Origin of the sequence: Acinetobacter sp. YH12126 (genome assembly GCF_013418745.1) — a bacterium.
Classification (GTDB): domain Bacteria; phylum Pseudomonadota; class Gammaproteobacteria; order Pseudomonadales; family Moraxellaceae; genus Acinetobacter; species Acinetobacter amyesii.
This window is the reverse complement of sequence record NZ_VPBM01000030.1, coordinates 1-20,037: the sequence shown is the minus strand read 5'-3', so window position 1 is coordinate 20,037 and position 20,037 is coordinate 1. Positions and strand designations below refer to the sequence as shown.

The window sequence follows — 20,037 nt, the reverse complement described above, 5'->3', positions numbered from 1 at the left end:
GAAGACCCTATAGTGATCAAGCAGATCCTTGATCACCTGAAGCACAAAGCCGAAACCAGCGGGACCAGGGCGTTACCCGAAAGCCGGGCGCCACCGGCTGAGCTGCTCCTGGGTCTGTTTGACTGACGAGCCTGAAGGCCAACGATACCAATCAAAATGCTGCGTTCACAGCGCCGCGGCAGGGATCCGCCGTGCTGGTTGTCGGAAAAGGAGCCGCTAGTGGGAAAGAGGAGGGTAAATTTTCAGCGTTGCTGGCTCCCCGTCAGCCGGATTGGGTTGCATCGCAGGGGTGTCGAAAGAGTCAACTGCGGTCCAAAGCTGTTGGACTTGGGTGAAAAGGGCGTTTATTCTTCCTATACGTGAACCGCATCCTACGGAATGAGTAACCCTTGCCCTATTGTGAGTAGAACGTCGTATAATTCAAACGAAAGCAGTTAATAGGTATGAAATATCACAGCACAAAAGAGCGACAGGACATGTTTAGATGATGTTATTATAAAATAATAACATCATGGATGAATAAAAAATAATTTTCTATCTTTACAACTATGTTATACTTCTATGATAAGGCTATGATGGCAAAGCCTTGGTTTTCCTAATCAAATAGTCGCCGAGATGGCTTCAATGCGACAGTAGGTCTACTGTCTCACAATTAATTCATGTATCAGATTTTTGTTCCCTGATGGGAAGTGTTATCCATACGAAAAGAATATGGGTAAAGTGTTACACCTGTATATGACATTCAGAATGTCCTGTCGGGGGAACTGGTACCAATTTAATAAAAGAAAACAGTATAGAAATGACAATCGAAGATATGCAAACATTAGCCCTAGAGCATGGGCTGAGAATTTCGGAAGAGATGAGCGTCAATGAGATGGGCATCGACTTTAGAGTTGCCTTTGTAAAGGAAGTAAACGGTGAGAACTGGGTACTCCGTATACCTCGAAGAAGCGATATGCTTGAACAAATCGAAAATGAAAGTAGAATATTGGATTTAGCCAAAAGAAACCTGTCGATCAATGTCCCTGATTGGAAAATTGTATCGGAGCGCCTAATAGCCTACCCTTTACTGGAGGATGCGCCTGCTCTGACATTCGATGCGATAACACATGAGGTTTCTTGGAACATAGATCGCGATAGCATAGCTTATGTGGAGTCTCTGGCAAAATCATTGGCCGAATTACATCGTATTACAGCTGACGATGTGAGAAAGAGCAACTTGAAAATAATGACTCCAAGTGAATTGAGGACCGAAATAGCTGACCGTATCCACTTGGTGAAATCTGAGATAGGTATCAGCGAGCCGTTGGAAAACAGATACCGTAGATGGTTGGACAATGACCCTTTGTGGCCTGAATTCACTTGTTTCATCCATGGCGATCTCTATGCAGGGCATGTCTTAACCTCGAAGGAAGGTAAGACCTCTGGTATCATAGATTGGTCTACTGCGCATATGGGTGATCCTGCACTGGACTTTTCTGGTCACGTATCGGTTTTTGGAGAGGATAGCCTGAAGAGTTTGATAACGGAGTATGCTAAACAAGGCGGAACGATATGGGATAGGCTCTACGAACAATCTATAGAGAGGGCTGCTGCAGCTCCATTAGCATATGGCGCTTTTGCGGTAGAGTGCAACGACGATAATCATATCAATGCCGCCAGAGCAGCCTTAGGTATTGTTCAATAAAATGATGTGAGGATACTTTTTTAAATGCTAAAATAGGAGTTCGATTGGTGCCACTTAAGAGTATCATTGATTTCTATTTTAGCCAGTATCCTCCACTTTTAGGAGCTCCTCGAAACTCGATTTTATGATCATCTCTTAAGATTTTGAGCCACCGCTCTACTATCTTGACAGGAACTAATAGCTCGTTTACTAAAAATGGTGCACGCTTTCCTGGATTAGTTCTTATCTGATTAAATAGTAGATTTACTCCCTCACTTACTCCCTCATTAGATTCGAAAAGTAGCTTTGATGAGACAATAACTCGAAAACCGTGCTGGAAATTTTCAAAGACAGGGGGACGCAGACCATAGGATGCGAAGCCTTCTTGGATTCGTTTGATGCCTGACCCATATTTTTCAATAAAATGCGCTTCTTTGAACGTGGCAGATATCCTTTTATTGCGCGCCCATGGCGAGTAATCTTCACGAAGAAGCTGATCAATCGTTAAGTTATCAGCTAAACCACCTGGATTGAAAAACTCTATGGAATTGTAATACACCCTGATTATGGAATCGGCAAATTAATTTGGACTTGGGTGAAAAGGGCGTTTATTCTTCCTATTACGTTGTCGGCAGCGGGCCAAAAAGGAATACGTCCATGCCCATCGAGGTGAAACCGGCTGTGAGCGCGGGTTCAAGCATATAGCCCGACAGGCGCGTATCCTTGCCGATCACGACACGATGGCGGTGGTCACCGCGACGAAAGACACGGCCAGCCGCCATGCCGACGCGCAAGGCGGTTTCCGCCGTCATCGCGCCTTCGTTGGCTTTGCCACGAATACCGTCTGTGCCGAAATATTTGCGCACCATAAGGTCGATTATCCTGTCGTCGGGTCGCCCTCAAAGGGGACATGCCTGCTGAACCGCGAATATAGAGAAATATCCCGAATGTGCAGTTAACGAATTCTTGCGGTTTCTTTCAGCGCCGCCAATACCGCCAGCCCGTCGCGCAAGGGGCGCGGCTCGTGTGTGCGGATGAAGTCAGCTCCACCTGCGGCGGCGGCAAGCTCTGCAGCGAGTGTCGCGGCCCCGACATCCCCCGGACCACGGCCTGTGAGCGCGCGCAGAAAGGATTTGCGCGAAACAGACAGAAGCACCGGCAAATCGAAGCGCAGCCGCAATTCATCGAACCGCGCCAGCACCGAGAGCGAGGTTTCGGGAGCAGCCCCCAGAAAAAACCCCATGCCGGGATCAAGGACAAGGCGGTTGCGTTTGATACCGGCACCCGTCAGCGCCGCGATGCGCGCGTCAAAGAACGCCGCAATGTGATCCATGATGTCGCCAGCGGGTGCCTCGCGCCGATCTGCCTGCCCGTCTTGCACCGAATGCATAACGACGAGTTTGGCAGATGATTTCGCCAATTGCGGATAGAACGCAGCGTCTGGAAAACCGCGAATATCATTGAGATAGGCCACACCACGCGACAAGGCATAGGCTTGCGTCGCGGGTTGATAACTGTCGAGCGAGACGGGAATGCCATCTGCCTTGAGCGCGTCCAGCACCGGCGCGATACGCGCGATTTCTGTGTCGGACGAAACAGGCGCGGCGTCGGGATTGCTGGATGCCGGACCGAGGTCGATCACATCTGCCCCCTCGGCCATCAGCTTACGCGCCTGCGCAATGGCTGCGTCTGGCGCCAGATACCGGCCTCCATCGGAGAAACTGTCCGAGGTTATGTTGACGATGCCGAAAATGATGAGCGATTTATTCATGGGGGCTTCTATAATAATAATAATCGAGCATGAGTCTCATACGGATGCTCGGGTCGAAAGGGAATCCCCAGGCGAGTAACCTGTTTGCGGTGATCTGAACCGTACCGGGTTTGTCGGAGACTTTTTTATTTAAGTTAGGCCACCTGACCTAACGGATTAATTTTATCATAGTACATTGCTTCAAAATCAAAAGGTGGCACATAACCGGATGAAAAAAGGCTTACTTTCATGGGCTTTTTGATTATCGATTTAACATAAAATCTCTTATGCGAAATCAAAAAAGCGAGGAAATCCCCGCTTTTGAAAAAGCTTACGTATTAGTAAGCTTTAGAGATATAAAAGTTACAATCCGAAATTTCTTTTTGCTTAGCTAAATAGCTTTCTTTGATTTGTTCCTGTTTAGTTTTTTCGGCAGTTTTTGCAAAAATATTGAAAGTCTTAGCCTCTTCTAAATACTTAGTCCGAAGATCATCACAAGCCTGTTTATTTTTTACGATAGTTTGAACTTCATCTTCACTAATTTTAGTGTATTGCTTGTTAGAAATTCTCAAAGTTTTCCCATCTTCAGACACGTTAAACTTCACCACCGTTAAACCATTATTTACGCCAAGCTCTTTATCCGTTTGTTCAAGAACAGTTCCGTTCTTCTTATTTCCAAACCAATCCTTTTCAGAGAGAATGTTGTCATTAACAAGATAGGTATCTTTACCTTCTTTGTAAATTTCTAAAACCCTTTGCGATTTAGTACCCTCTGCCTTCCAGTATCCAATATATTTATCATAAGGTTTTGAACATGCCGTCAGAACAAGAGCCAATAACGTAAATAAAAAAATTCTCATAAGTTACTCATAATTATTAAGTTTAAAAAAACGATATAGAATAGTTCTAGGTATCTAATCTATTCAATGACTAATAGGTAACCATTAACTTTAAAGAAGTATTCGTAATGACTAATCTCTTATGCGACATGAGATATTTCCCATGAAAAAATTCAGTACCATTCAATACCTAAAAGAGGCAGATAAAAGAAGAGCATGGAAGTCTGCTCAATCAATAGTTACCTTTGGCATGAGTCCTGAAGAGAAAAAACGCCATGAAAAAAGATCCTGGGAACGCTTTGAACGAATCCAGTCAGGTGAAAGTACGTGGGAAGATGAAGAAGCTGTGCTCCTCATGCAGTGGCGTGCCTTAAATAATCAACCTAAAAACCAGGACTAAAATCATCATCACGATCTAATTTTTTCTCTGGTGTATTCTTCAGTGAACGTATAACCAGATCCTGTCGACCAGTCATGATCTGCTGCTGAAGATCCTCTAAAACCTGATAAATTTCTGTTGTATGCGTTATTGCACTTTCGAACTGATGTTGCAATTTCCCCAAATAGCGTAATTTCTCAATTCGCTCAAAAAACTCTGTATTTAAAAGATCGATACAAGCCTGTAAATCATGCTGAATCAATGTCATCGGTTCAGTCGTTTGAGGATCTTTCAATAAAGTTTGCAACATATTATGCTGTAAAAACAATAACTTCTCTTGCGCATACCAGTGTTGTCGCGTCCGTGGCGTTTCAGCTTGCTTGCTCAGTTCATCAAGTTCTTGTCGATTTTTTAATTCAGCCTCATAAAGGGGACGATATAGCTCATAACGATTTTCGGCACGTAGCCGATTGATCTCTGCCACCATCTCTTCACGCTTGGCCCACAACTCAGGCTCATTCTCACGCGCAAAACGTACCGCCTTATTCATCACCGGTACATCCTGCAACTGAGTACCATGCTTTTTATTATATTCCTGATTAGACAAACAACTAACCAAGCTCGGAACCTCAACCTGAATCCCCTTAATCTCAACGATTTTAGTTGGGGCATAACGCATCAAACTCTCATTGATCAGATCCTCAGCTTTTTGCCGATACAACTGCAGCTGGGCCTTTCCCATGCCTAATACATCAGCCGTAAGCTTCTGCGCACCGCCTTTCTGTGGATCCTTTGGGTTATAACGCCTAAAAAACTGCGCCACTGTCCGCTCAATGCCATCCACATGTCGCTCACTGTACATAAAGTGTAGATGTGGCTGCTCTTGCCCTCCGAGGGACCCCGTATGATTATGAATAGCGCAGGTGAATGGATAGCGGTAACGATCTGCAAACTCGGTAATAAACGCTTCAGCCAACTCAATCCGCTGCGCCTGGTTTAATTCTTTCGGTAGGGCCACCACCATGCTTGAACAGGTGCGCCCATTACTGCGTTCATAAATATCAGCAGCTTCCCAAAATACAGCCGGCTTTCCTTCCGCAAAACTCGGCATATTCCCCGATCTGACAAATTCAATCTGTTCAGAAGCACTTTCTTTATAATTTTTGAAATGCGAAGTCCGACTAATGTAATGAAATCTGTTCTTGGCCGTGGCACCATTTTTCACTTTTCCAGATCGGGTCTTCACGGCTTTTTTGGTTGTGTGTTCCAGATTGCAGTAGAACATATTCCCACCTTCAAATTCACGGGGCCTCGCAGAGCCTGCGGAGCACGAGGAGAAGTGTTTTTAATTTGATATCATTGCGTAGTAATGGTATCAAATTAAAAACACGGAAACGAGCTTAAGAATTAAATAAAATGTTCCCACATTTTATTTAATTCTTCCCGTGCCGGCCTATGCTAAACTGAAAACACAAAAACCTCACCCATTTTATGCTGGAGAATGCGATGGCGGCCCGTGGAAGACCTACGAAAATACTCACCTCAAATGACCTCACGACATTGCAGCAATTTCTGGAGAAACTTCCCTTCCTCAAGAAAAAACAACAACAGGCTTTGACCCTACTTCAGCAATCCAATGGCAGATTCAATGACAAACAACTCAGCCTGTTCAAAACAGTCGATCGAGAGAAAAACCAGTTTCTAACAAGACAGGCACTCATTGAACAAATCAAACTGAAGGACAAAAACCAACAGCCCCTCTTGGCCAACGAAATTGAAATTCTGACCTTACTCAATCAAACAATGGATCAGGATAATTTTTTCCGCCTAGATCGCGCCCTAGAGTCTTATCAGAAAATTGAAAAAGCCGCCCTAGACAATCGAATCCGGCTGGAGAATGAACACAAACGTGAAATTTTGCAGAAAAGTCACAAGGAACTGACAGAAGCCCAGAAAAAACGCAATGCAGAAAACCAACTCAAATACGCGATAGGAGGTGTAGTTCAATCGCTTTATAAAGACCTGGATCTTCAGATCCAACACAGCGATATTCCCCTACTCAGAGATGCCCTCCTACAGAGCATTATTTGGGAAAGAGCCATTAAAGAAACCACAATCTATAAAGAGATCCAAAACAACACCGAAGACCTCAAGGAAGAAACAAAATTATTCCAGCGTATGATTGAAGATTTGCCAACCTATAACATCAATGGACAAAAACTTCACAAGGTACTCATCCAAAAGCACCGTAAAAAGCCATAAAATGCGATTACAGCCTGTTTTGAGCTCAATCCTATAAAATCCTACATAAAAAATGTAATCAGGGCTAAAAATGCGAAATAAGCCCTTTTACGCTTCACCCCTAAATGAATCCTTAATTTATAAATTAAGAAATGTCCTTAAAACTCAAATTAAATACCTAAAAGGTATCTATAGAGCGAGTGTCTACGAGCGAACCACTAAAATTCGCGCTTCGACTTTCTGAAAAACAGCTTTTTAGGCCGTAGAGCCTAATAAAGCGTAAATCACATGTAAAAATCAGATTCTAGATCGAGCGAAAGCGAGTAAAAAAGCTTTATGAGCGAAGCGAATTCATTCTTGCTTTTGATTTTTAGAATTCAAGAAAGAATTAACTAAAAAATTGCCCCAACGAATCGAGTGAAAGCGAGATTCAATAGAGTTTGAGCGTAGCGAAAACATAGGGCAATTTTTTCACTCCCTGGGCTTTTAATTATTTTTAATGTTTTTAAATGCTTTTAGATATCCTGAAAGCATTTATTTAAAAGCTTTACAGGTTCTATTAAACTAGGTTTGTCGACCCTTAAAACTAGGTTTGTCGACCCTTAAAACTAGGTTTGTCGACCCTTAAAACTAGGTTTGTCGACCTTAAAACTAGGTTTGTCGACCTTTTACTTCTTTAATATTAAGTTTGCTCTTAAAACAATCACTAAGCTAAGGTTTATTAGCCTAAAAGCCTTTAAAGGTGGTGAAATTATATTAGTCTTAAAGGGTATTAAAACTAGGTTTATCGACCTAGTAAAAAGAGAATTGCCAAAACAATTTGAATAGTCTATCTTACGACCTAGTTGTTAAGATAATAAATAGAGAAATGTCAAAATTAATTGTTAAAGACAATGCTTTAGTTCAAGCAAGTTATACACTTGATACGGTAGAACAACGCTTAATTTTACTTGCGATAGCAGAAGCCAGAGAAACTGGACATGGGATTACAGAAAATAGCCTCCTTGAAGTTCATGCAAGTAGTTATATAAATACTTTTAATGTTGAAAAACATACTGCTTATAAAGTTCTGAGAGATGCATCTAAAAGCTTATTTGACCGTTATGTCACTTATCATGACATTAGCCCTAAAACGGGGAAAGACCGCAGTTTTCACTGTCGTTGGGTAGATAAAATTGGTTATGAACCAAATTCAGGGATTGTTTTTTTACGCTTCACTCAAGACATAGTTCCTCTTATTACTCGCTTAGAAGAAAACTTTACTAAGTATGAATTACAGCAAGTCGCTAAATTAACCAGTACTTATGCAATTCGTTTGTATGAATTGTTAATTCAATGGAGATCCGCAGGAAAGACTCCTGTTTTTGATTTACAAACATTTAGACAGCAACTAGGCGTTGAAGTTAATCAGTATAAGACTATGAGTAACTTCAAAAGTTATGTTCTAGATTTTGCTATTAAACAAGTTAATGAGCTAACAGATATAACTGCTAAATACGAACAACATAAAACAGGTCGAATCATTTCAGGATTTTCTTTTAAACTAACCCAGAAAAAAACTAAAACACAAAATACAAAGGTTGATTTCCCTAAATTAACTGATGCACAACGTCACTTGTTTGCTAACAAACTATCAGAACTCCCAGAAGTAAGTAGCAACTATTCTCAAGGAACTGAAAGCTATCCTGAATTTGCTGTAAGGCTTGCTGAGATGCTCAAAGATTCAGAAAAAGTAAAGGAATTTATTCCTTTACTTGAAAAAGTCGGGTTTAAAGCTGCCTAAATTATAGACTTGATCATTTGTCTATTAGACAGTCTAATAGACAATCAATTTTGACAAGTTTAGGCATAGGTTTACAGCATGAAAACCCTTACAGTTCTTGAACTTTCCAAGCTCTACAACATCAATAGACAAACGATTTACAACAACATAAAGAAAGGAATTTTAAGTAAAAATTCTGAGAATAAGATTGATCTAGCGGAAGCAATCCGTGTTTTTGGGGAACCCGTCAAAAAACAGGATGTAAAAGAACCTGTAAAAATAGACAGTCCAAATTCGGCAGAAGTTTTACTGCTTAGACAACAAATAGACATGCTAAAAAATCAGCTTGATGATGCCAAAGATCGGGAATCTTTCTATCAAAACCAAATTGAAACGATGCAACGCCTATTAGAAGCCCCAAAACCTAATATGACTACGTTTACCGATCAAGAACCAGTGCAATCAAGCATGGCCAAAACAGCCTCCGAACCGGACACAGCAGAAGCTAAACATGACGGATTGACTACTCCAGATCAGACAGAAAATAAGCGGATTCCAGTACCGGAACAACCGAAAAGAGGCTTTTGGAGCCGTTTTTTTAGACCCTATGATTAACCACGATTGTTTAACTGATATGAACAAAGTTGTGGAACATTGATTAAATAGTAGGCGTGGAACGTGAAAAATCATAAAAAAAGCCCATCTAGGTATAGATGGGCTAAAAATGGAAACCTACTGCACTGATTTCTAAAGAGAATTATAACACATTTCGCATAAGGTGTATTATGTTAATTTTAGATAAACTATAGAATCCATTAGTTTTTAAACCAATAAATTAAATATTTTATGGAACTCCAGAATATTTATTCAGGCGATACTTAAGCAATAAGGGTAGGGTGATTACATAAAGTATTGCAGCTAATGCCCATACCATTCCAGGAGCTGATGCCTGAGTCATAAAATAGAGGCTAGTAACTAATACAGGACCAATTATAGCCCCCAGACTATTAAAACTGCTTAATAGCCCTTGTAATTCACCTTGTCTTTCATCACTAATACCTCTGGACATCATTGCTTGCAAAGCAGGAACGGCTACTCCACCAAGGGCAAACAATGGTAACAACGCAAAAGGCACCCATTCTTCAACAGCAATAGATAAAAGAAGTAAACCAATTGCATCGCAAGCTATTCCACATAACAACGTATTTTTCTCTCCAAACCTCTTTACCATAGGGGCGATAGCAAAAGCCTGTGCAATAGAATGGCATATTCCATAACTAGCAAGGGAAACACCTGCAATAAATATACTCCAGCCATAACGATCCTGCCCATAGATAACCCATAAAGTTGCGGGGACTTGTGAAACCAATGTGATAATTAAAAAGATACCAAGCAATGGAGCCATATTAGGTTGAGTGATCAAATAGGATAATTTCTTTAATATTGATTGCTCCTGAACCTTCTCAGTCATTTTATTGCTGTGTTTTGATTCTTTTAATAAGACTGCTGTCATTATTAAATTAATCCCATTCATAAAAGCAGCAGCAAAGAACGGTGCATGTAAGTTCCATTCACCCAAAACTCCACCTATTACCGGACCCGCTATAAACCCAATACCAAAGACAGCTCCAAGGAGACCAAACCTTTTTGCACGCTCATGGGCTGGAGTAATATCTGAAACATAAGCTGTTGCAACAGCCATGTTGGCACCTGTAATTCCCGCAAAAATACGACCAATATATAGCCACAATAGAGAAGGAGCAGCAGCCATTAGGAGATAATCAGCCGTTGCAACAGCAATTGAAATAATTAATACAGGTCGACGTCCAAATCGGTCACTCAACGCTCCAAGGATAGGTGCAAAAATGAACTGCATCAGAGCATACACAGCTAATAAAGCACCATAGTGAACACCGCCTGCTTCAGCTCCAGCCAATGACCGTAATAATTCAGGCAAGATCGGCATAATTAAACCAATCCCAACAGCATCCAGAAATATAGTGATTAAAATCACGCTCAATGATTTCTTCACAAATGCCTTCTCTAGCAATGATAGAATTAATATTCTCTCACACACTCCCTATCAGTGATAGATTTATGAGTAAAAAAGATATTGCACCTCAACGTCTGACACGTGAAATAGTCCTGCGTACCGCATTGGATATGTTGAATGAAGAAGGCATAGATTCAATAACCACACGCAAGCTAGCTCAACGATTGGGTATTAAATCTCCAACTCTATATTGGCATTTCAAGAATAAATCCTTGTTAATGGAAGCAATGGCGGAAACCATTATAAATGAACACCATTTAGTTTCTTTACCCATCGATGGGATGACATGGCAAGATTGGTTGCTCGCTAATTCTGTAAGCTTTCGTCGAGCACTACTAGCTTACCGTGATGGTGCTCGTCTACATGCAAGAACTAGCCCCAGTCAAGGACATTTCAACACGATTGAGGCCCAAGTTGCGCTGTTATCTCATGCTGGGTTTTCTCCTGTTGAAGCAGTTGCATTACTTATGACATTAGGAAGGTTTATTGTTGGGTGGGTCCTTGAGGAGCAGCAAGAAGAAATAAGATCAGACCCACCATTCGAAGCCGATCCAACTATATATCCACTCATGCTCCAAGGAGTGAATACCTTACAAAATATGAATGCGGATGACATTTTTGAAAATGGGATTCGTATGGTGATTATCGGTGCTGAAAGACAACTTGATATTAAAATGCAAACTTAACTCTATACTGCTTTAAGCAACTGTTCTATTTAGTAATAAAGCTTTTATCCTTAATTATTTAACATAATGGCTGTTATGCGAAACGAGATCTACCAGCTCTCGTTTTTTGTTATGGAAACTGCTAAAATTCAAATACGCCATTGACGTATAAAGAGTCCATGTTATTTATTGAAACCAGCATCTTTACCAAGCAAATTAAAGACCTTGTATCTGATGAGGAATATCGTCAACTTCAGCAAGATCTTTTGGTACAGCCTGATAGAGGTGACCTAATCAAGAATGGCGGTGGTATTCGCAAAGTACGTTGTGCTCAAGGTAACAAAGGGAAAAGTGGTGGGATACGGGTGATTTATTATTGGGTCACCGAGGATGATCAGATCTTTTTCTTAGTGGCTTATCCAAAATCAGTAAAAGATAATTTAACAGATAAGGAAACCGCCATTCTGCACCAACTCGTGAAGGAGCAATTTCATGGATAACAACTTATTTGATGACTTGGTTGCTTCAATCAAAGAAGCTGGAGCTATCAAACGTAAAGAAGTTAAAGCAAGCCGAGTTACAGAACTCGAATTGCCTGATATTAAAGAAGTACGTGAAAAAACTGGCTTGAGCCAAAATGAATTTGCTGCACGTCTACATATTAGCCCCCGTACCCTGCAAAATTGGGAACAGGGACGACGCTATCCAACTGGACCAGCAGCTACATTGATTCGAATTTTAGATGCTCACCCAAGCCTTATTTGAAAAAATTACTTAAAAAATGGGAGCTTAAGGCTCCCATTTTTATTTCGTATAAGGTGTATTATGTTAATTTTAGAAAATCTTCACTACTATTATTTTAAAATAAGCCTTATATCCAAGCATAAAACAAGGTTGTCTAGACTTCTTTTAACAGTAAAGTTATCATAAAACTGAATTTTATTTTTTAGGTAAGTTTATGCATTCTATCCGCATTCGTTAAGACACAACTATTTGCATAGTGACACTATTTTATAATGGTGGGCTTTTGTTGTGTCTTTAAGAATATATGCGGATATATAAAGTAAAAGTATGCTTAATTTATAAGTATGCTTTTAGTGCATAGTTTCCAGTTATAACTTAATTGACTAGCTATTTGTCCACCCTGTGGATGAATAGCTTTTTTTTTGGGAGGACACTGTGATGCTAGCTTTTGTTTTCACCTAAATCCTGTTTGCTGCATAAAAAATTTCAAGAGCTAAACAGGAGTAAATAAAAATGAGTTTAATTATTAAAGCGAGAAACATACGCTTGGATTATGCTGGGCGTGATGTTTTGGATATTGATGAATTGGAAATTCACTCTTATGACCGTATTGGTCTTGTGGGTGATAACGGAGCAGGAAAGAGTAGTTTACTCAAAGTACTTAATGGCGAAATTGTTTTAGCCGAAGCGACATTACAGCGTTTTGGTGATTTTGCACATATCAGCCAACTGGGCGGAATCGAAATAGAAACGGTCGAAGACCGGGCAATGTTATCTCGCCTTGGTGTTTCCAATGTACAAAACGACACAATGAGTGGCGGAGAGGAAACTCGTGCAAAAATTGCTGCCGCATTTTCCCAACAAGTACATGGCATTCTAGCGGATGAACCAACCAGCCACCTTGATCTCAATGGAATAGATCTACTTATTGGTCAACTTAAAGCATTTGATGGAGCATTACTTGTTATCAGTCATGACCGATATTTTCTTGATATGGTTGTAGACAAGATATGGGAGTTAAAAGACGGTAAAATTACGGAATATTGGGGTGGTTACTCGGATTACTTGCGTCAAAAAGAAGAAGAGCGACAACACCAAGCCGTAGAATATGAGCTGATGATGAAGGAACGGGAGCGATTAGAATCTGCTGTGCAAGAAAAACGCCAGCAAGCTAATCGATTAGACAATAAGAAAAAAGGAGAAAAATCCAAAAACTCTACCGAAAGTGCTGGACGACTTGGGCATGCAAAAATGACTGGCACCAAGCAAAGAAAACTGTATCAGGCAGCTAAGAGTATGGAAAAGCGTTTGGCTGCATTAGAAGATATTCAAGCACCAGAGCATTTGCGTTCTATTCGTTTTCGTCAAAGTTCAGCCCTAGAACTGCACAATAAGTTCCCGATTACGGCAGATGGTCTGAGCTTAAAATTTGGTAGCCGTACTATCTTTGATGACGCTAACTTTATAATACCGCTTGGCGCTAAAGTCGCTATAACTGGATCGAATGGAACAGGGAAAACGTCCTTGTTAAAAATGATATCAGAACGTGCTGATGGATTAACCATATCTCCAAAAGCTGAAATTGGCTACTTTACACAAACAGGATATAAATTTAACACGCATAAATCTGTGCTCTCCTTTATGCAGGAAGAGTGCGAGTACACAGTTGCGGAAATTCGTGCAGTATTGGCTTCAATGGGGATCGGAGCGAATGATATTCAAAAAAACTTATCCGACTTATCGGGAGGTGAAATCATCAAACTGCTTTTATCCAAAATGCTTTTAGGAAAATATAATATTTTGCTTATGGATGAACCAGGAAACTATCTTGACCTAAAAAGTATTGCCGCATTAGAAACAATGATGAAGTCCTATGCAGGAACTATTATCTTCGTATCTCATGACAAGCAATTGGTCGATAATATTGCTGACATTATCTACGAGATCAAAGACCACAAAATCATCAAGACTTTTGAGAGAGATTGTTAATGATAGCCAATCTAATCCGAACATTAATTATTGAACTCTTTAAAGGAAATTAAAAATGACAATTCAAGATATTCAATCACTTGCTGAAGCACACGGCTTGTTGCTTACGGACAAAATGAATTTCAATGAAATGGGCATTGATTTTAAGGTCGTTTTTGCTCTTGATACAAAGGGGCAACAATGGTTGCTGCGTATTCCTCGTCGTGATGGCATGAGGGAACAAATCAAGAAAGAAAAACGCATTTTAGAATTGGTAAAAAAACATCTTTCTGTAGAGGTTCCTGATTGGAGAATTTCATCTACAGAATTAGTGGCTTATCCCATACTTAAAGATAATCCTGTTTTAAATTTGGATGCTGAAACCTATGAAATAATTTGGAATATGGACAAAGATAGCCCGAAATACATAACATCTTTGGCAAAAACCTTATTTGAAATCCATAGTATTCCTGAAAAAGAAGTTCGGGAAAATGATTTGAAAATTATGAAACCTTCAGATTTAAGACCTGAAATAGCAAACAATTTGCAGTTAGTAAAATCTGAAATTGGTATAAGTGAGCAATTGGAAACCCGCTACAGAAAATGGTTGGATAATGATGTTCTATGGGCAGATTTCACCCAATTTATACATGGCGATTTATATGCTGGGCATGTACTAGCTTCAAAGGATGGAGCTGTTTCAGGCGTTATTGATTGGTCAACAGCCCATATAGATGACCCAGCGATTGATTTTGCTGGGCATGTAACTTTGTTTGGAGAAGAAAGCCTCAAAACTCTAATCATCGAGTATGAAAAACTAGGGGGTAAAGTTTGGAATAAACTATATGAACAGACTTTAGAAAGAGCAGCGGCCTCTCCTTTGATGTATGGTTTATTTGCCTTAGAAACTCAAAATGAAAGCCTTATCGTTGGAGCAAAAGCTCAGTTGGGAGTTATATAATTTAAAAATATGATTGCTGAGAACTGCCTTGTTTTGAAACTTGGTTGGCTTTAATTAGTTTTTAGTATTCTTTATAGAAAATGCCTCGATCAAGGGGCATTTCTAACAATCATTTAACATAAAATTTCTTATGTGAAGTAACCTGAATGCAGCGGTGCCCCATTGGGGGCGCGTTGAGATAAGCCTCTTTTAGATAACTTTAGCAACTCGATAGACAGTTGCAACTCCACAATTCACTGCTTTGGCAATTTCTTCCTTAGTCATATTGCCAACTACTAGCAATTCTTTTATTCGTTTATGTTTAGCCTCATTTGCCTTCTTGCCTGTTGGTTTGTAACCCGAACGTGCCAGGCCCTGCTTAATACGTTCTATACGTTTCTCATTGTCTAGGCGGGCCATTGTTGCCAGAAGATCAATCAACATATTGTTGATGAGTTCCAAGATTGAATGAGTAATGCTGTCACTGGTTTGAATCATTTGGTAGGTAGTAGGAAGATCTGCTACGACTAAACGAAGTCCCTTCTCCTGGATCCTGCGCTTCAGCTCTTGAAAATCTCGTTGGGTTAGGCGTGATAAGCGGTCAATACTTTCAACTAACAATGTGTCACCTTGATTTGCTTCTGACAGTAGCTTATTCAATTCAGGTCGGTCTAACTTCGTACCACTATAGTTTTCCACGTACACAATGGTTTCACCCAAATTCAAGTTTTGGTTTAGATCCTGAAGAATCTGCAAAGCCCTTTCTGCATCTTGATCTTTAGTTGAAGCTCGTAGATAAATACGTGTATTCATTTCTATCATTTAATCTTAATTCTATTAGATTAATGATAATACTATCATTTAATTATTGCATTAAGTCTAATGATAGATATTGTATGCGATTTGGCTCGCTATCATTCAGGTATAGTCTTTTGATAAAAAAAGCATGACTAAAAGCCATGCCTTGGGAATTCGTATAACGTGTATTATGTTAATTTTAGAGAATCTTAAAAAATACTTTTATGAAAAATAAAATTGAAGATTTAAAATCAACAATTCAAGAACTAATAGAATTGTTTGAAGAACAGAATTTAGAACATTGGGCAGAAATGTATAAAAGAATACTGTTCTATATTGATGATGATCTAGAATACGCAAAATATAAAATACAAAGTACCATTGGAGGAATGGGATCAATGGATGATATCGTTTTATATCGCAATGGTGATCCACTTATCAAAGAAAACAATCGTTTGGATTACTTAAGAAGTAAATTATATGTTTTTTGCGAAAGCTAAATTATTCTTAATATCGCTAATTTAACATAATGGCGATTATACGAATCTAAAAATGGGAGTCTTTAGCTCCCATTTTTATTGTTAAACATTGAATCCTATATGTTTTCCTGTTGGAAGCTCTACATCAATACGGAGCTTCCCGCCCATTGCCTCAACATACTTTTTCATGGTTGAAATCTTAAGATCATTGCCACGATTTTCTATTGCTGAAAGCGATGGCTGTTTTATTCCCAAAGTTTCAGCAAGTTCCTTTTGAGAGATTTCAAGTTCTTCACGAATAAGATGAAGCTGATTTTCTAGCAGTAATTCATCTGCCATTTTTTGAATACGGGCTTGGCTCTCTGGAGAGCGGCTAGCTAACAATTCTTGCAGAGTCTTAGCCATTAGATTTATCTCCTAGGGTGGTGAGATGAAGTTGGTATTGTTCATCTGCAATATCCAGCATGTCTTTATAAAAACGCTTTTTACTGCCTTTATCAGCAATACATAGAACAATAGCCTGTCGTAAAGGATCAAATGCGAAGAAAGCTCTCAGTGGTTTACCTCGATGTTGAACACGAAGCTCTTTCATGTTGGTAAATTTAGAGTCATAGACAGTATCTACTAAAGGGCGGCCTAAACTTGGTCCTTGCTGCTGTAGAACAACTAGGGCAGCCAGAACCTTCTCTTGTGTTGATTCGTCTTGCTGTTCAAGCCATTCATTAAATAGATCTGTCGTAATGACTATCCACATACCACAACCAAAATATAGATTATAGTCTATATTTTAGGAGCATTATGCTTGTTTTGCAAATGAGAAATGATAGGCAATAAAAAACCCCAGCATCCTGCCGGGGTTTTTCATATTGGGGTCGTTTGCGGGAAGGGGCGGAATCCTACGCTAAGGCTTTGGCCAGCGATATTCTCCGGTGAGATTGATGTGTTCCCAGGGGATAGGAGAAGTCGCTTGATATCTAGTATGACGTCTGTCGCACCTGCTTGATCGCGGCCGCGATAGCTAGATCGCGTTGCTCCTCTTCTCCATCCGCGTTCCAAGCTGCGGAAAGGCACCCATAAGCGTACGCCTGGTCGAGCAGGCGACGCGGATCGACGTCCAGCGCACGAGAGAATGCGTCCGCCATCTGTGCAATGCGTCTAGGATCGAGACAAAGGTCGTCTCTGTCAGCCGGATCGTAGAACATATTGGCGGCGCCAAAGCCCACTTCACCGACCAGACCGACGGGATCTATCACCAGCCAGCCGCGACTGGAGAACATGATGTTTTCATGATGCAGATCGCCATGTAGCCCACGCAGTTCCGAGGCATTGCTCATCATTTGATCGGCTATAATCGCCGCGTGGACGTAGTCAGTTTGACAACCTGCGTTTTGATCATCGCGCGCCCGCTGAAACAAAGCTGCAAAGCGATCCCGGATCGGGAGAAGGGCAGAAGGCAGGGGTTCCTCAGATGCGGCATACAGCTTCGCCATTAGTTCCGCTGCAATTTCGGTCGCCTGGTAGTCGCCGTGCTCGGCAACGATGTGAGAGAGCATTCGCTCCCCGGCATATTCGAGCAACATCAGATTGTTCTCACGACCGAGCAACCGGACTGCTCCCCTCCCATTGCGCCATACCAGATAGTCGGCCCCGCGCAGTTCATCAGCAATGTCTTCTATAGGTTTCAATCCCTTGACGATTGCAGGAGTCCCGTCTGGCAATGAAACTTTCCAAACGAGGCTGGAAAAGGTGTCCGCAATGAGAACAGGTTGCGAAACGTGCCAATGAGCAGGAAAAACAGGCGGCATGAACATCAACCCCAAGTCAGAGGGTCCAATCGCAGATAGAAGGCAAGGCGTTCGCGGTCGGGGGCTTCGATCCCCAATACATTGAATAGGACAGCGAAGGCGCGCTCTGCTTCATCTGGCGCTGCCCAGTTCTCTTCGGCGTTAGCAATCATGAGTGCCAAATCGGCATAGCGATCTGCTGTTCCGAGCCGCCCAAGGTCGATCAGACCCGTGCATTGAAGAGTTTTAGGGTCCACCATGAAGTTCGGCATGCAGGGATCACCATGGCAAACAACCATATCGGTGCGCTCTTGGTCGAGCCGCACCGGTAGCTCTCGTTCGACACGAGCCAAAAGATCGAGCTGCGGCGTACTCTTGTCCTCGTCCGGTAAGAAGTCGGGATTGACGGCATTGCGGGACACCACATCAACGGCGCGTCCGAACATTCGCGACAGCCTGCGCTCAAACGGACATTGATCAACCGATAGGCTGTGAACAGCGCCAAGTTGCTGCCCCATTGACGGCCACGCTTTGAGCAAATCCGCTCCAGACAGATCAGCCGCCGGTACTCCCGGAATTGCCGTTATCACCAAGCATGCACCCTCCTGTTCCTCCTGCCAGTTGATGACCTCGGGGCAAGCCACACCTCGACCTTTGAGCCAAATGAGGCGGTCACGCTCTCCAGCGAGCTCACCGCGGCGGGAAGCAGGTGCGATTTTCGCGAAGGCATGCCCGTCACCACGTCGAAAAACAAAATCACCAGATTCTCCGCCTCTGACAGGCAACCAGTCAGAATGCGATTCACCAAAAAAAATATTAGTTCGATTCAATGGAGGTTCCTTCAGTTTTCTGAGGCTTTGTTGCACAAAGATTTGAAATGCAAAGCGCCCCTAATTGATCCAAATTTAAGGCGTAACTTGGGTAAGGTCGATTATCCTGTCGTCGGGTCGCCCTCAAAGGGGACATGCCTGCTGAACCGCGAATATAGAGAAATATCCCGAATGTGCAGTTAACGAATTCTTGCGGTTTCTTTCAGCGCCGCCAATACCGCCAGCCCGTCGCGCAAGGGGCGCGGCTCGTGTGTGCGGATGAAGTCAGCTCCACCTGCGGCGGCGGCAAGCTCTGCAGCGAGTGTCGCGGCCCCGACATCCCCCGGACCACGGCCTGTGAGCGCGCGCAGAAAGGATTTGCGCGAAACAGACAGAAGCACCGGCAAATCGAAGCGCAGCCGCAATTCATCGAACCGCGCCAGCACCGAGAGCGAGGTTTCGGGAGCAGCCCCCAGAAAAAACCCCATGCCGGGATCAAGGACAAGGCGGTTGCGTTTGATACCGGCACCCGTCAGCGCCGCGATGCGCGCGTCAAAGAACGCCGCAATGTGATCCATGATGTCGCCAGCGGGTGCCTCGCGCCGATCTGCCTGCCCGTCTTGCACCGAATGCATAACGACGAGTTTGGCAGATGATTTCGCCAATTGCGGATAGAACGCAGCGTCTGGAAAACCGCGAATATCATTGAGATAGGCCACACCACGCGACAAGGCATAGGCTTGCGTCGCGGGTTGATAACTGTCGAGCGAGACGGGAATGCCATCTGCCTTGAGCGCGTCCAGCACCGGCGCGATACGCGCGATTTCTGTGTCGGACGAAACAGGCGCGGCGTCGGGATTGCTGGATGCCGGACCGAGGTCGATCACATCTGCCCCCTCGGCCATCAGCTTACGCGCCTGCGCAATGGCTGCGTCTGGCGCCAGATACCGGCCTCCATCGGAGAAACTGTCCGAGGTTATGTTGACGATGCCGAAAATGATGAGCGATTTATTCATGGGGGCTTCTATAATAATCTCTGTACACGACAAAAATAGATAACTCATTGAAATAATGTCACAATAATTGTTTTCTAACGACGAATACTATGACACATCTCAATGAGTTATATCTTATCTTAAACAAATCTCTAAAATGGAACA

The 20,037-nt window shown here is 42.2% G+C and carries 23 protein-coding genes and 1 pseudogene; 11 read left to right on the top strand and 13 right to left on the bottom strand.

Annotated features, from left to right (window positions below; translation table 11 throughout):
- Window positions 1-799 precede the first annotated feature (799 nt).
- Window positions 800-1,687 (top strand): Mph(E)/Mph(G) family macrolide 2'-phosphotransferase, encoded by an 888-nt coding sequence (gene mph, locus FTU62_RS16475; RefSeq protein ID WP_071830579.1) that lies wholly within the window; start codon window positions 800-802, stop codon window positions 1,685-1,687.
- 73 nt (window positions 1,688-1,760) lie between these two features.
- On the opposite strand, the gene FTU62_RS16470 is transcribed toward mph, so the two are convergent.
- The 5 genes and pseudogenes from FTU62_RS16470 to FTU62_RS16450 form a co-directional block, all read right to left on the bottom strand.
- On the bottom strand, window positions 1,761-2,225 hold the full coding sequence (locus FTU62_RS16470; RefSeq protein ID WP_071830580.1) for an ATP-binding protein: 465 nt from the start codon (window positions 2,223-2,225) through the stop codon (window positions 1,761-1,763).
- Window positions 2,226-2,286: 61 nt separating this feature from the next.
- Entirely contained in the window at window positions 2,287-2,535 is a 249-nt protein-coding gene (locus FTU62_RS16465; protein WP_071830581.1) for a phosphoglucosamine mutase, read from the bottom strand.
- A gap of 86 nt (window positions 2,536-2,621) precedes the next feature.
- Complete coding sequence (sul2, locus tag FTU62_RS16460; protein ID WP_001043260.1) at window positions 2,622-3,437, bottom strand: sulfonamide-resistant dihydropteroate synthase Sul2; 816 nt, start codon at window positions 3,435-3,437, stop codon at window positions 2,622-2,624.
- 134 nt (window positions 3,438-3,571) lie between these two features.
- A pseudogene (locus FTU62_RS16455) lies at window positions 3,572-3,643 on the bottom strand (type II toxin-antitoxin system HipA family toxin); the annotation flags it as partial.
- Window positions 3,644-3,754: 111 nt separating this feature from the next.
- Window positions 3,755-4,276, bottom strand: a complete 522-nt coding sequence (locus FTU62_RS16450; protein WP_180103228.1) for a hypothetical protein — start codon at window positions 4,274-4,276, stop codon at window positions 3,755-3,757.
- Between the two features lie 142 nt (window positions 4,277-4,418).
- Here FTU62_RS16450 and FTU62_RS16445 point away from each other — a divergent pair, with 142 nt between their 5' ends.
- The gene (locus tag FTU62_RS16445) at window positions 4,419-4,655 is read left to right on the top strand and encodes a hypothetical protein (RefSeq protein WP_257223162.1); all 237 of its coding nucleotides are present in this window, start codon (window positions 4,419-4,421) and stop codon (window positions 4,653-4,655) included.
- Here the strand turns inward: FTU62_RS16445 and FTU62_RS16440 are convergent.
- On the bottom strand, window positions 4,639-5,745 hold the full coding sequence (locus FTU62_RS16440; RefSeq protein WP_373886377.1) for a MobA/MobL family protein: 1,107 nt from the start codon (window positions 5,743-5,745) through the stop codon (window positions 4,639-4,641). The two genes, FTU62_RS16445 and FTU62_RS16440, sit on opposite strands and share 17 nt — an antisense overlap.
- A 395-nt stretch (window positions 5,746-6,140) precedes the next feature.
- On the opposite strand from FTU62_RS16440, the gene FTU62_RS16435 reads away from it, so the two are divergent.
- The 3 genes from FTU62_RS16435 to FTU62_RS16425 all read left to right on the top strand — a co-directional run bounded on the left by FTU62_RS16435 (window position 6,141) and on the right by FTU62_RS16425 (window position 9,252).
- Window positions 6,141-6,896 (top strand): hypothetical protein, encoded by a 756-nt coding sequence (locus FTU62_RS16435; RefSeq protein ID WP_180000619.1) that lies wholly within the window; start codon window positions 6,141-6,143, stop codon window positions 6,894-6,896.
- A gap of 847 nt (window positions 6,897-7,743) precedes the next feature.
- Window positions 7,744-8,658 (top strand): replication initiation protein RepM, encoded by a 915-nt coding sequence (gene repM, locus FTU62_RS16430; protein ID WP_180074447.1) that lies wholly within the window; start codon window positions 7,744-7,746, stop codon window positions 8,656-8,658.
- A gap of 78 nt (window positions 8,659-8,736) precedes the next feature.
- Entirely contained in the window at window positions 8,737-9,252 is a 516-nt protein-coding gene (locus tag FTU62_RS16425; protein ID WP_180103226.1) for a plasmid replication DNA-binding protein, read from the top strand.
- 229 nt (window positions 9,253-9,481) lie between these two features.
- Here FTU62_RS16425 and tet(39) read toward each other — a convergent pair whose 3' ends face one another.
- Window positions 9,482-10,669, bottom strand: coding sequence for a tetracycline efflux MFS transporter Tet(39) (tet(39), locus tag FTU62_RS16420; protein ID WP_125279692.1), 1,188 nt, complete (start codon window positions 10,667-10,669; stop codon window positions 9,482-9,484).
- 65 nt (window positions 10,670-10,734) lie between these two features.
- On the opposite strand from tet(39), the gene FTU62_RS16415 reads away from it, so the two are divergent.
- The 5 genes from FTU62_RS16415 to FTU62_RS16395 all read left to right on the top strand — a co-directional run bounded on the left by FTU62_RS16415 (window position 10,735) and on the right by FTU62_RS16395 (window position 15,028).
- Window positions 10,735-11,376, top strand: coding sequence for a TetR/AcrR family transcriptional regulator C-terminal domain-containing protein (locus FTU62_RS16415; RefSeq protein ID WP_004787586.1), 642 nt, complete (start codon window positions 10,735-10,737; stop codon window positions 11,374-11,376).
- A gap of 158 nt (window positions 11,377-11,534) precedes the next feature.
- Window positions 11,535-11,855, top strand: coding sequence for a type II toxin-antitoxin system RelE/ParE family toxin (locus FTU62_RS16410; protein ID WP_000897307.1), 321 nt, complete (start codon window positions 11,535-11,537; stop codon window positions 11,853-11,855).
- Window positions 11,848-12,120, top strand: coding sequence for a NadS family protein (gene nadS / locus FTU62_RS16405; RefSeq protein ID WP_000369781.1), 273 nt, complete (start codon window positions 11,848-11,850; stop codon window positions 12,118-12,120). Before FTU62_RS16410 ends, nadS begins: the two co-directional genes overlap by 8 nt.
- A 492-nt stretch (window positions 12,121-12,612) precedes the next feature.
- Window positions 12,613-14,088 (top strand): ABC-F type ribosomal protection protein Msr(E), encoded by a 1,476-nt coding sequence (gene msr(E), locus FTU62_RS16400; protein ID WP_000052512.1) that lies wholly within the window; start codon window positions 12,613-12,615, stop codon window positions 14,086-14,088.
- A 55-nt stretch (window positions 14,089-14,143) separates the two neighbouring features.
- Window positions 14,144-15,028 carry an Mph(E) family macrolide 2'-phosphotransferase gene (locus FTU62_RS16395; RefSeq protein ID WP_000155092.1) on the top strand — a complete coding sequence of 295 codons (885 nt, stop codon included), beginning with the start codon at window positions 14,144-14,146 and terminating at the stop codon, window positions 15,026-15,028.
- Between the two features lie 189 nt (window positions 15,029-15,217).
- On the opposite strand, the gene FTU62_RS16390 is transcribed toward FTU62_RS16395, so the two are convergent.
- Window positions 15,218-15,829, bottom strand: coding sequence for a recombinase family protein (locus tag FTU62_RS16390; protein ID WP_015060246.1), 612 nt, complete (start codon window positions 15,827-15,829; stop codon window positions 15,218-15,220).
- A 200-nt stretch (window positions 15,830-16,029) separates the two neighbouring features.
- Between FTU62_RS16390 and FTU62_RS16385 the strand changes: the two genes are divergently transcribed.
- Window positions 16,030-16,305 carry a hypothetical protein gene (locus FTU62_RS16385; protein WP_004967304.1) on the top strand — a complete coding sequence of 92 codons (276 nt, stop codon included), beginning with the start codon at window positions 16,030-16,032 and terminating at the stop codon, window positions 16,303-16,305.
- Window positions 16,306-16,386: 81 nt separating this feature from the next.
- On the opposite strand, the gene FTU62_RS16380 is transcribed toward FTU62_RS16385, so the two are convergent.
- The 5 genes from FTU62_RS16380 to sul2 (FTU62_RS16360) form a co-directional block, all read right to left on the bottom strand.
- On the bottom strand, window positions 16,387-16,689 hold the full coding sequence (locus FTU62_RS16380) for a helix-turn-helix domain-containing protein (RefSeq protein WP_001140620.1): 303 nt from the start codon (window positions 16,687-16,689) through the stop codon (window positions 16,387-16,389).
- Complete coding sequence (locus tag FTU62_RS16375; protein ID WP_004967307.1) at window positions 16,682-17,038, bottom strand: type II toxin-antitoxin system RelE/ParE family toxin; 357 nt, start codon at window positions 17,036-17,038, stop codon at window positions 16,682-16,684. Before FTU62_RS16375 ends, FTU62_RS16380 begins: the two co-directional genes overlap by 8 nt.
- Before the next feature lie 220 nt (window positions 17,039-17,258).
- A complete protein-coding gene (locus FTU62_RS16370) occupies window positions 17,259-18,095 on the bottom strand; it encodes an aminoglycoside O-phosphotransferase APH(6)-Id (protein ID WP_000480968.1) in 837 nt (278 codons plus the stop codon).
- Window positions 18,095-18,898, bottom strand: a complete 804-nt coding sequence (gene aph(3'')-Ib, locus FTU62_RS16365) for an aminoglycoside O-phosphotransferase APH(3'')-Ib (protein WP_001082319.1) — start codon at window positions 18,896-18,898, stop codon at window positions 18,095-18,097. Before aph(3'')-Ib ends, FTU62_RS16370 begins: the two co-directional genes overlap by 1 nt.
- 179 nt (window positions 18,899-19,077) lie before the next feature.
- Complete coding sequence (gene sul2, locus FTU62_RS16360) at window positions 19,078-19,893, bottom strand: sulfonamide-resistant dihydropteroate synthase Sul2 (RefSeq protein ID WP_001043260.1); 816 nt, start codon at window positions 19,891-19,893, stop codon at window positions 19,078-19,080.
- Window positions 19,894-20,037: the final 144 nt, after the last annotated feature.

What these genes read in the sequence shown, in the direction of transcription:
- mph (WP_071830579.1), top strand. Translation starts at nt 800, where the DNA reads ATGACAATCGAAGATATGCAAACATTAGCCCTAGAGCATGGGCTGAGA.
- FTU62_RS16465 (WP_071830581.1), bottom strand. Translation starts at nt 2,535, where the DNA reads ATGGTGCGCAAATATTTCGGCACAGACGGTATTCGTGGCAAAGCCAAC.
- sul2 (WP_001043260.1), bottom strand. Translation starts at nt 3,437, where the DNA reads ATGAATAAATCGCTCATCATTTTCGGCATCGTCAACATAACCTCGGAC.
- FTU62_RS16450 (WP_180103228.1), bottom strand. Translation starts at nt 4,276, where the DNA reads ATGAGAATTTTTTTATTTACGTTATTGGCTCTTGTTCTGACGGCATGT.
- FTU62_RS16445 (WP_257223162.1), top strand. Translation starts at nt 4,419, where the DNA reads ATGAAAAAATTCAGTACCATTCAATACCTAAAAGAGGCAGATAAAAGA.
- FTU62_RS16440 (WP_373886377.1), bottom strand. Translation starts at nt 5,745, where the DNA reads ATGCCGAGTTTTGCGGAAGGAAAGCCGGCTGTATTTTGGGAAGCTGCT.
- FTU62_RS16435 (WP_180000619.1), top strand. Translation starts at nt 6,141, where the DNA reads ATGGCGGCCCGTGGAAGACCTACGAAAATACTCACCTCAAATGACCTC.
- repM (WP_180074447.1), top strand. Translation starts at nt 7,744, where the DNA reads ATGTCAAAATTAATTGTTAAAGACAATGCTTTAGTTCAAGCAAGTTAT.
- FTU62_RS16425 (WP_180103226.1), top strand. Translation starts at nt 8,737, where the DNA reads ATGAAAACCCTTACAGTTCTTGAACTTTCCAAGCTCTACAACATCAAT.
- FTU62_RS16415 (WP_004787586.1), top strand. Translation starts at nt 10,735, where the DNA reads ATGAGTAAAAAAGATATTGCACCTCAACGTCTGACACGTGAAATAGTC.
- FTU62_RS16410 (WP_000897307.1), top strand. Translation starts at nt 11,535, where the DNA reads ATGTTATTTATTGAAACCAGCATCTTTACCAAGCAAATTAAAGACCTT.
- nadS (WP_000369781.1), top strand. Translation starts at nt 11,848, where the DNA reads ATGGATAACAACTTATTTGATGACTTGGTTGCTTCAATCAAAGAAGCT.
- FTU62_RS16395 (WP_000155092.1), top strand. Translation starts at nt 14,144, where the DNA reads ATGACAATTCAAGATATTCAATCACTTGCTGAAGCACACGGCTTGTTG.
- FTU62_RS16390 (WP_015060246.1), bottom strand. Translation starts at nt 15,829, where the DNA reads ATGATAGAAATGAATACACGTATTTATCTACGAGCTTCAACTAAAGAT.
- FTU62_RS16385 (WP_004967304.1), top strand. Translation starts at nt 16,030, where the DNA reads ATGAAAAATAAAATTGAAGATTTAAAATCAACAATTCAAGAACTAATA.
- FTU62_RS16380 (WP_001140620.1), bottom strand. Translation starts at nt 16,689, where the DNA reads ATGGCTAAGACTCTGCAAGAATTGTTAGCTAGCCGCTCTCCAGAGAGC.
- FTU62_RS16375 (WP_004967307.1), bottom strand. Translation starts at nt 17,038, where the DNA reads ATGTGGATAGTCATTACGACAGATCTATTTAATGAATGGCTTGAACAG.
- FTU62_RS16370 (WP_000480968.1), bottom strand. Translation starts at nt 18,095, where the DNA reads ATGTTCATGCCGCCTGTTTTTCCTGCTCATTGGCACGTTTCGCAACCT.
- sul2 (WP_001043260.1), bottom strand. Translation starts at nt 19,893, where the DNA reads ATGAATAAATCGCTCATCATTTTCGGCATCGTCAACATAACCTCGGAC.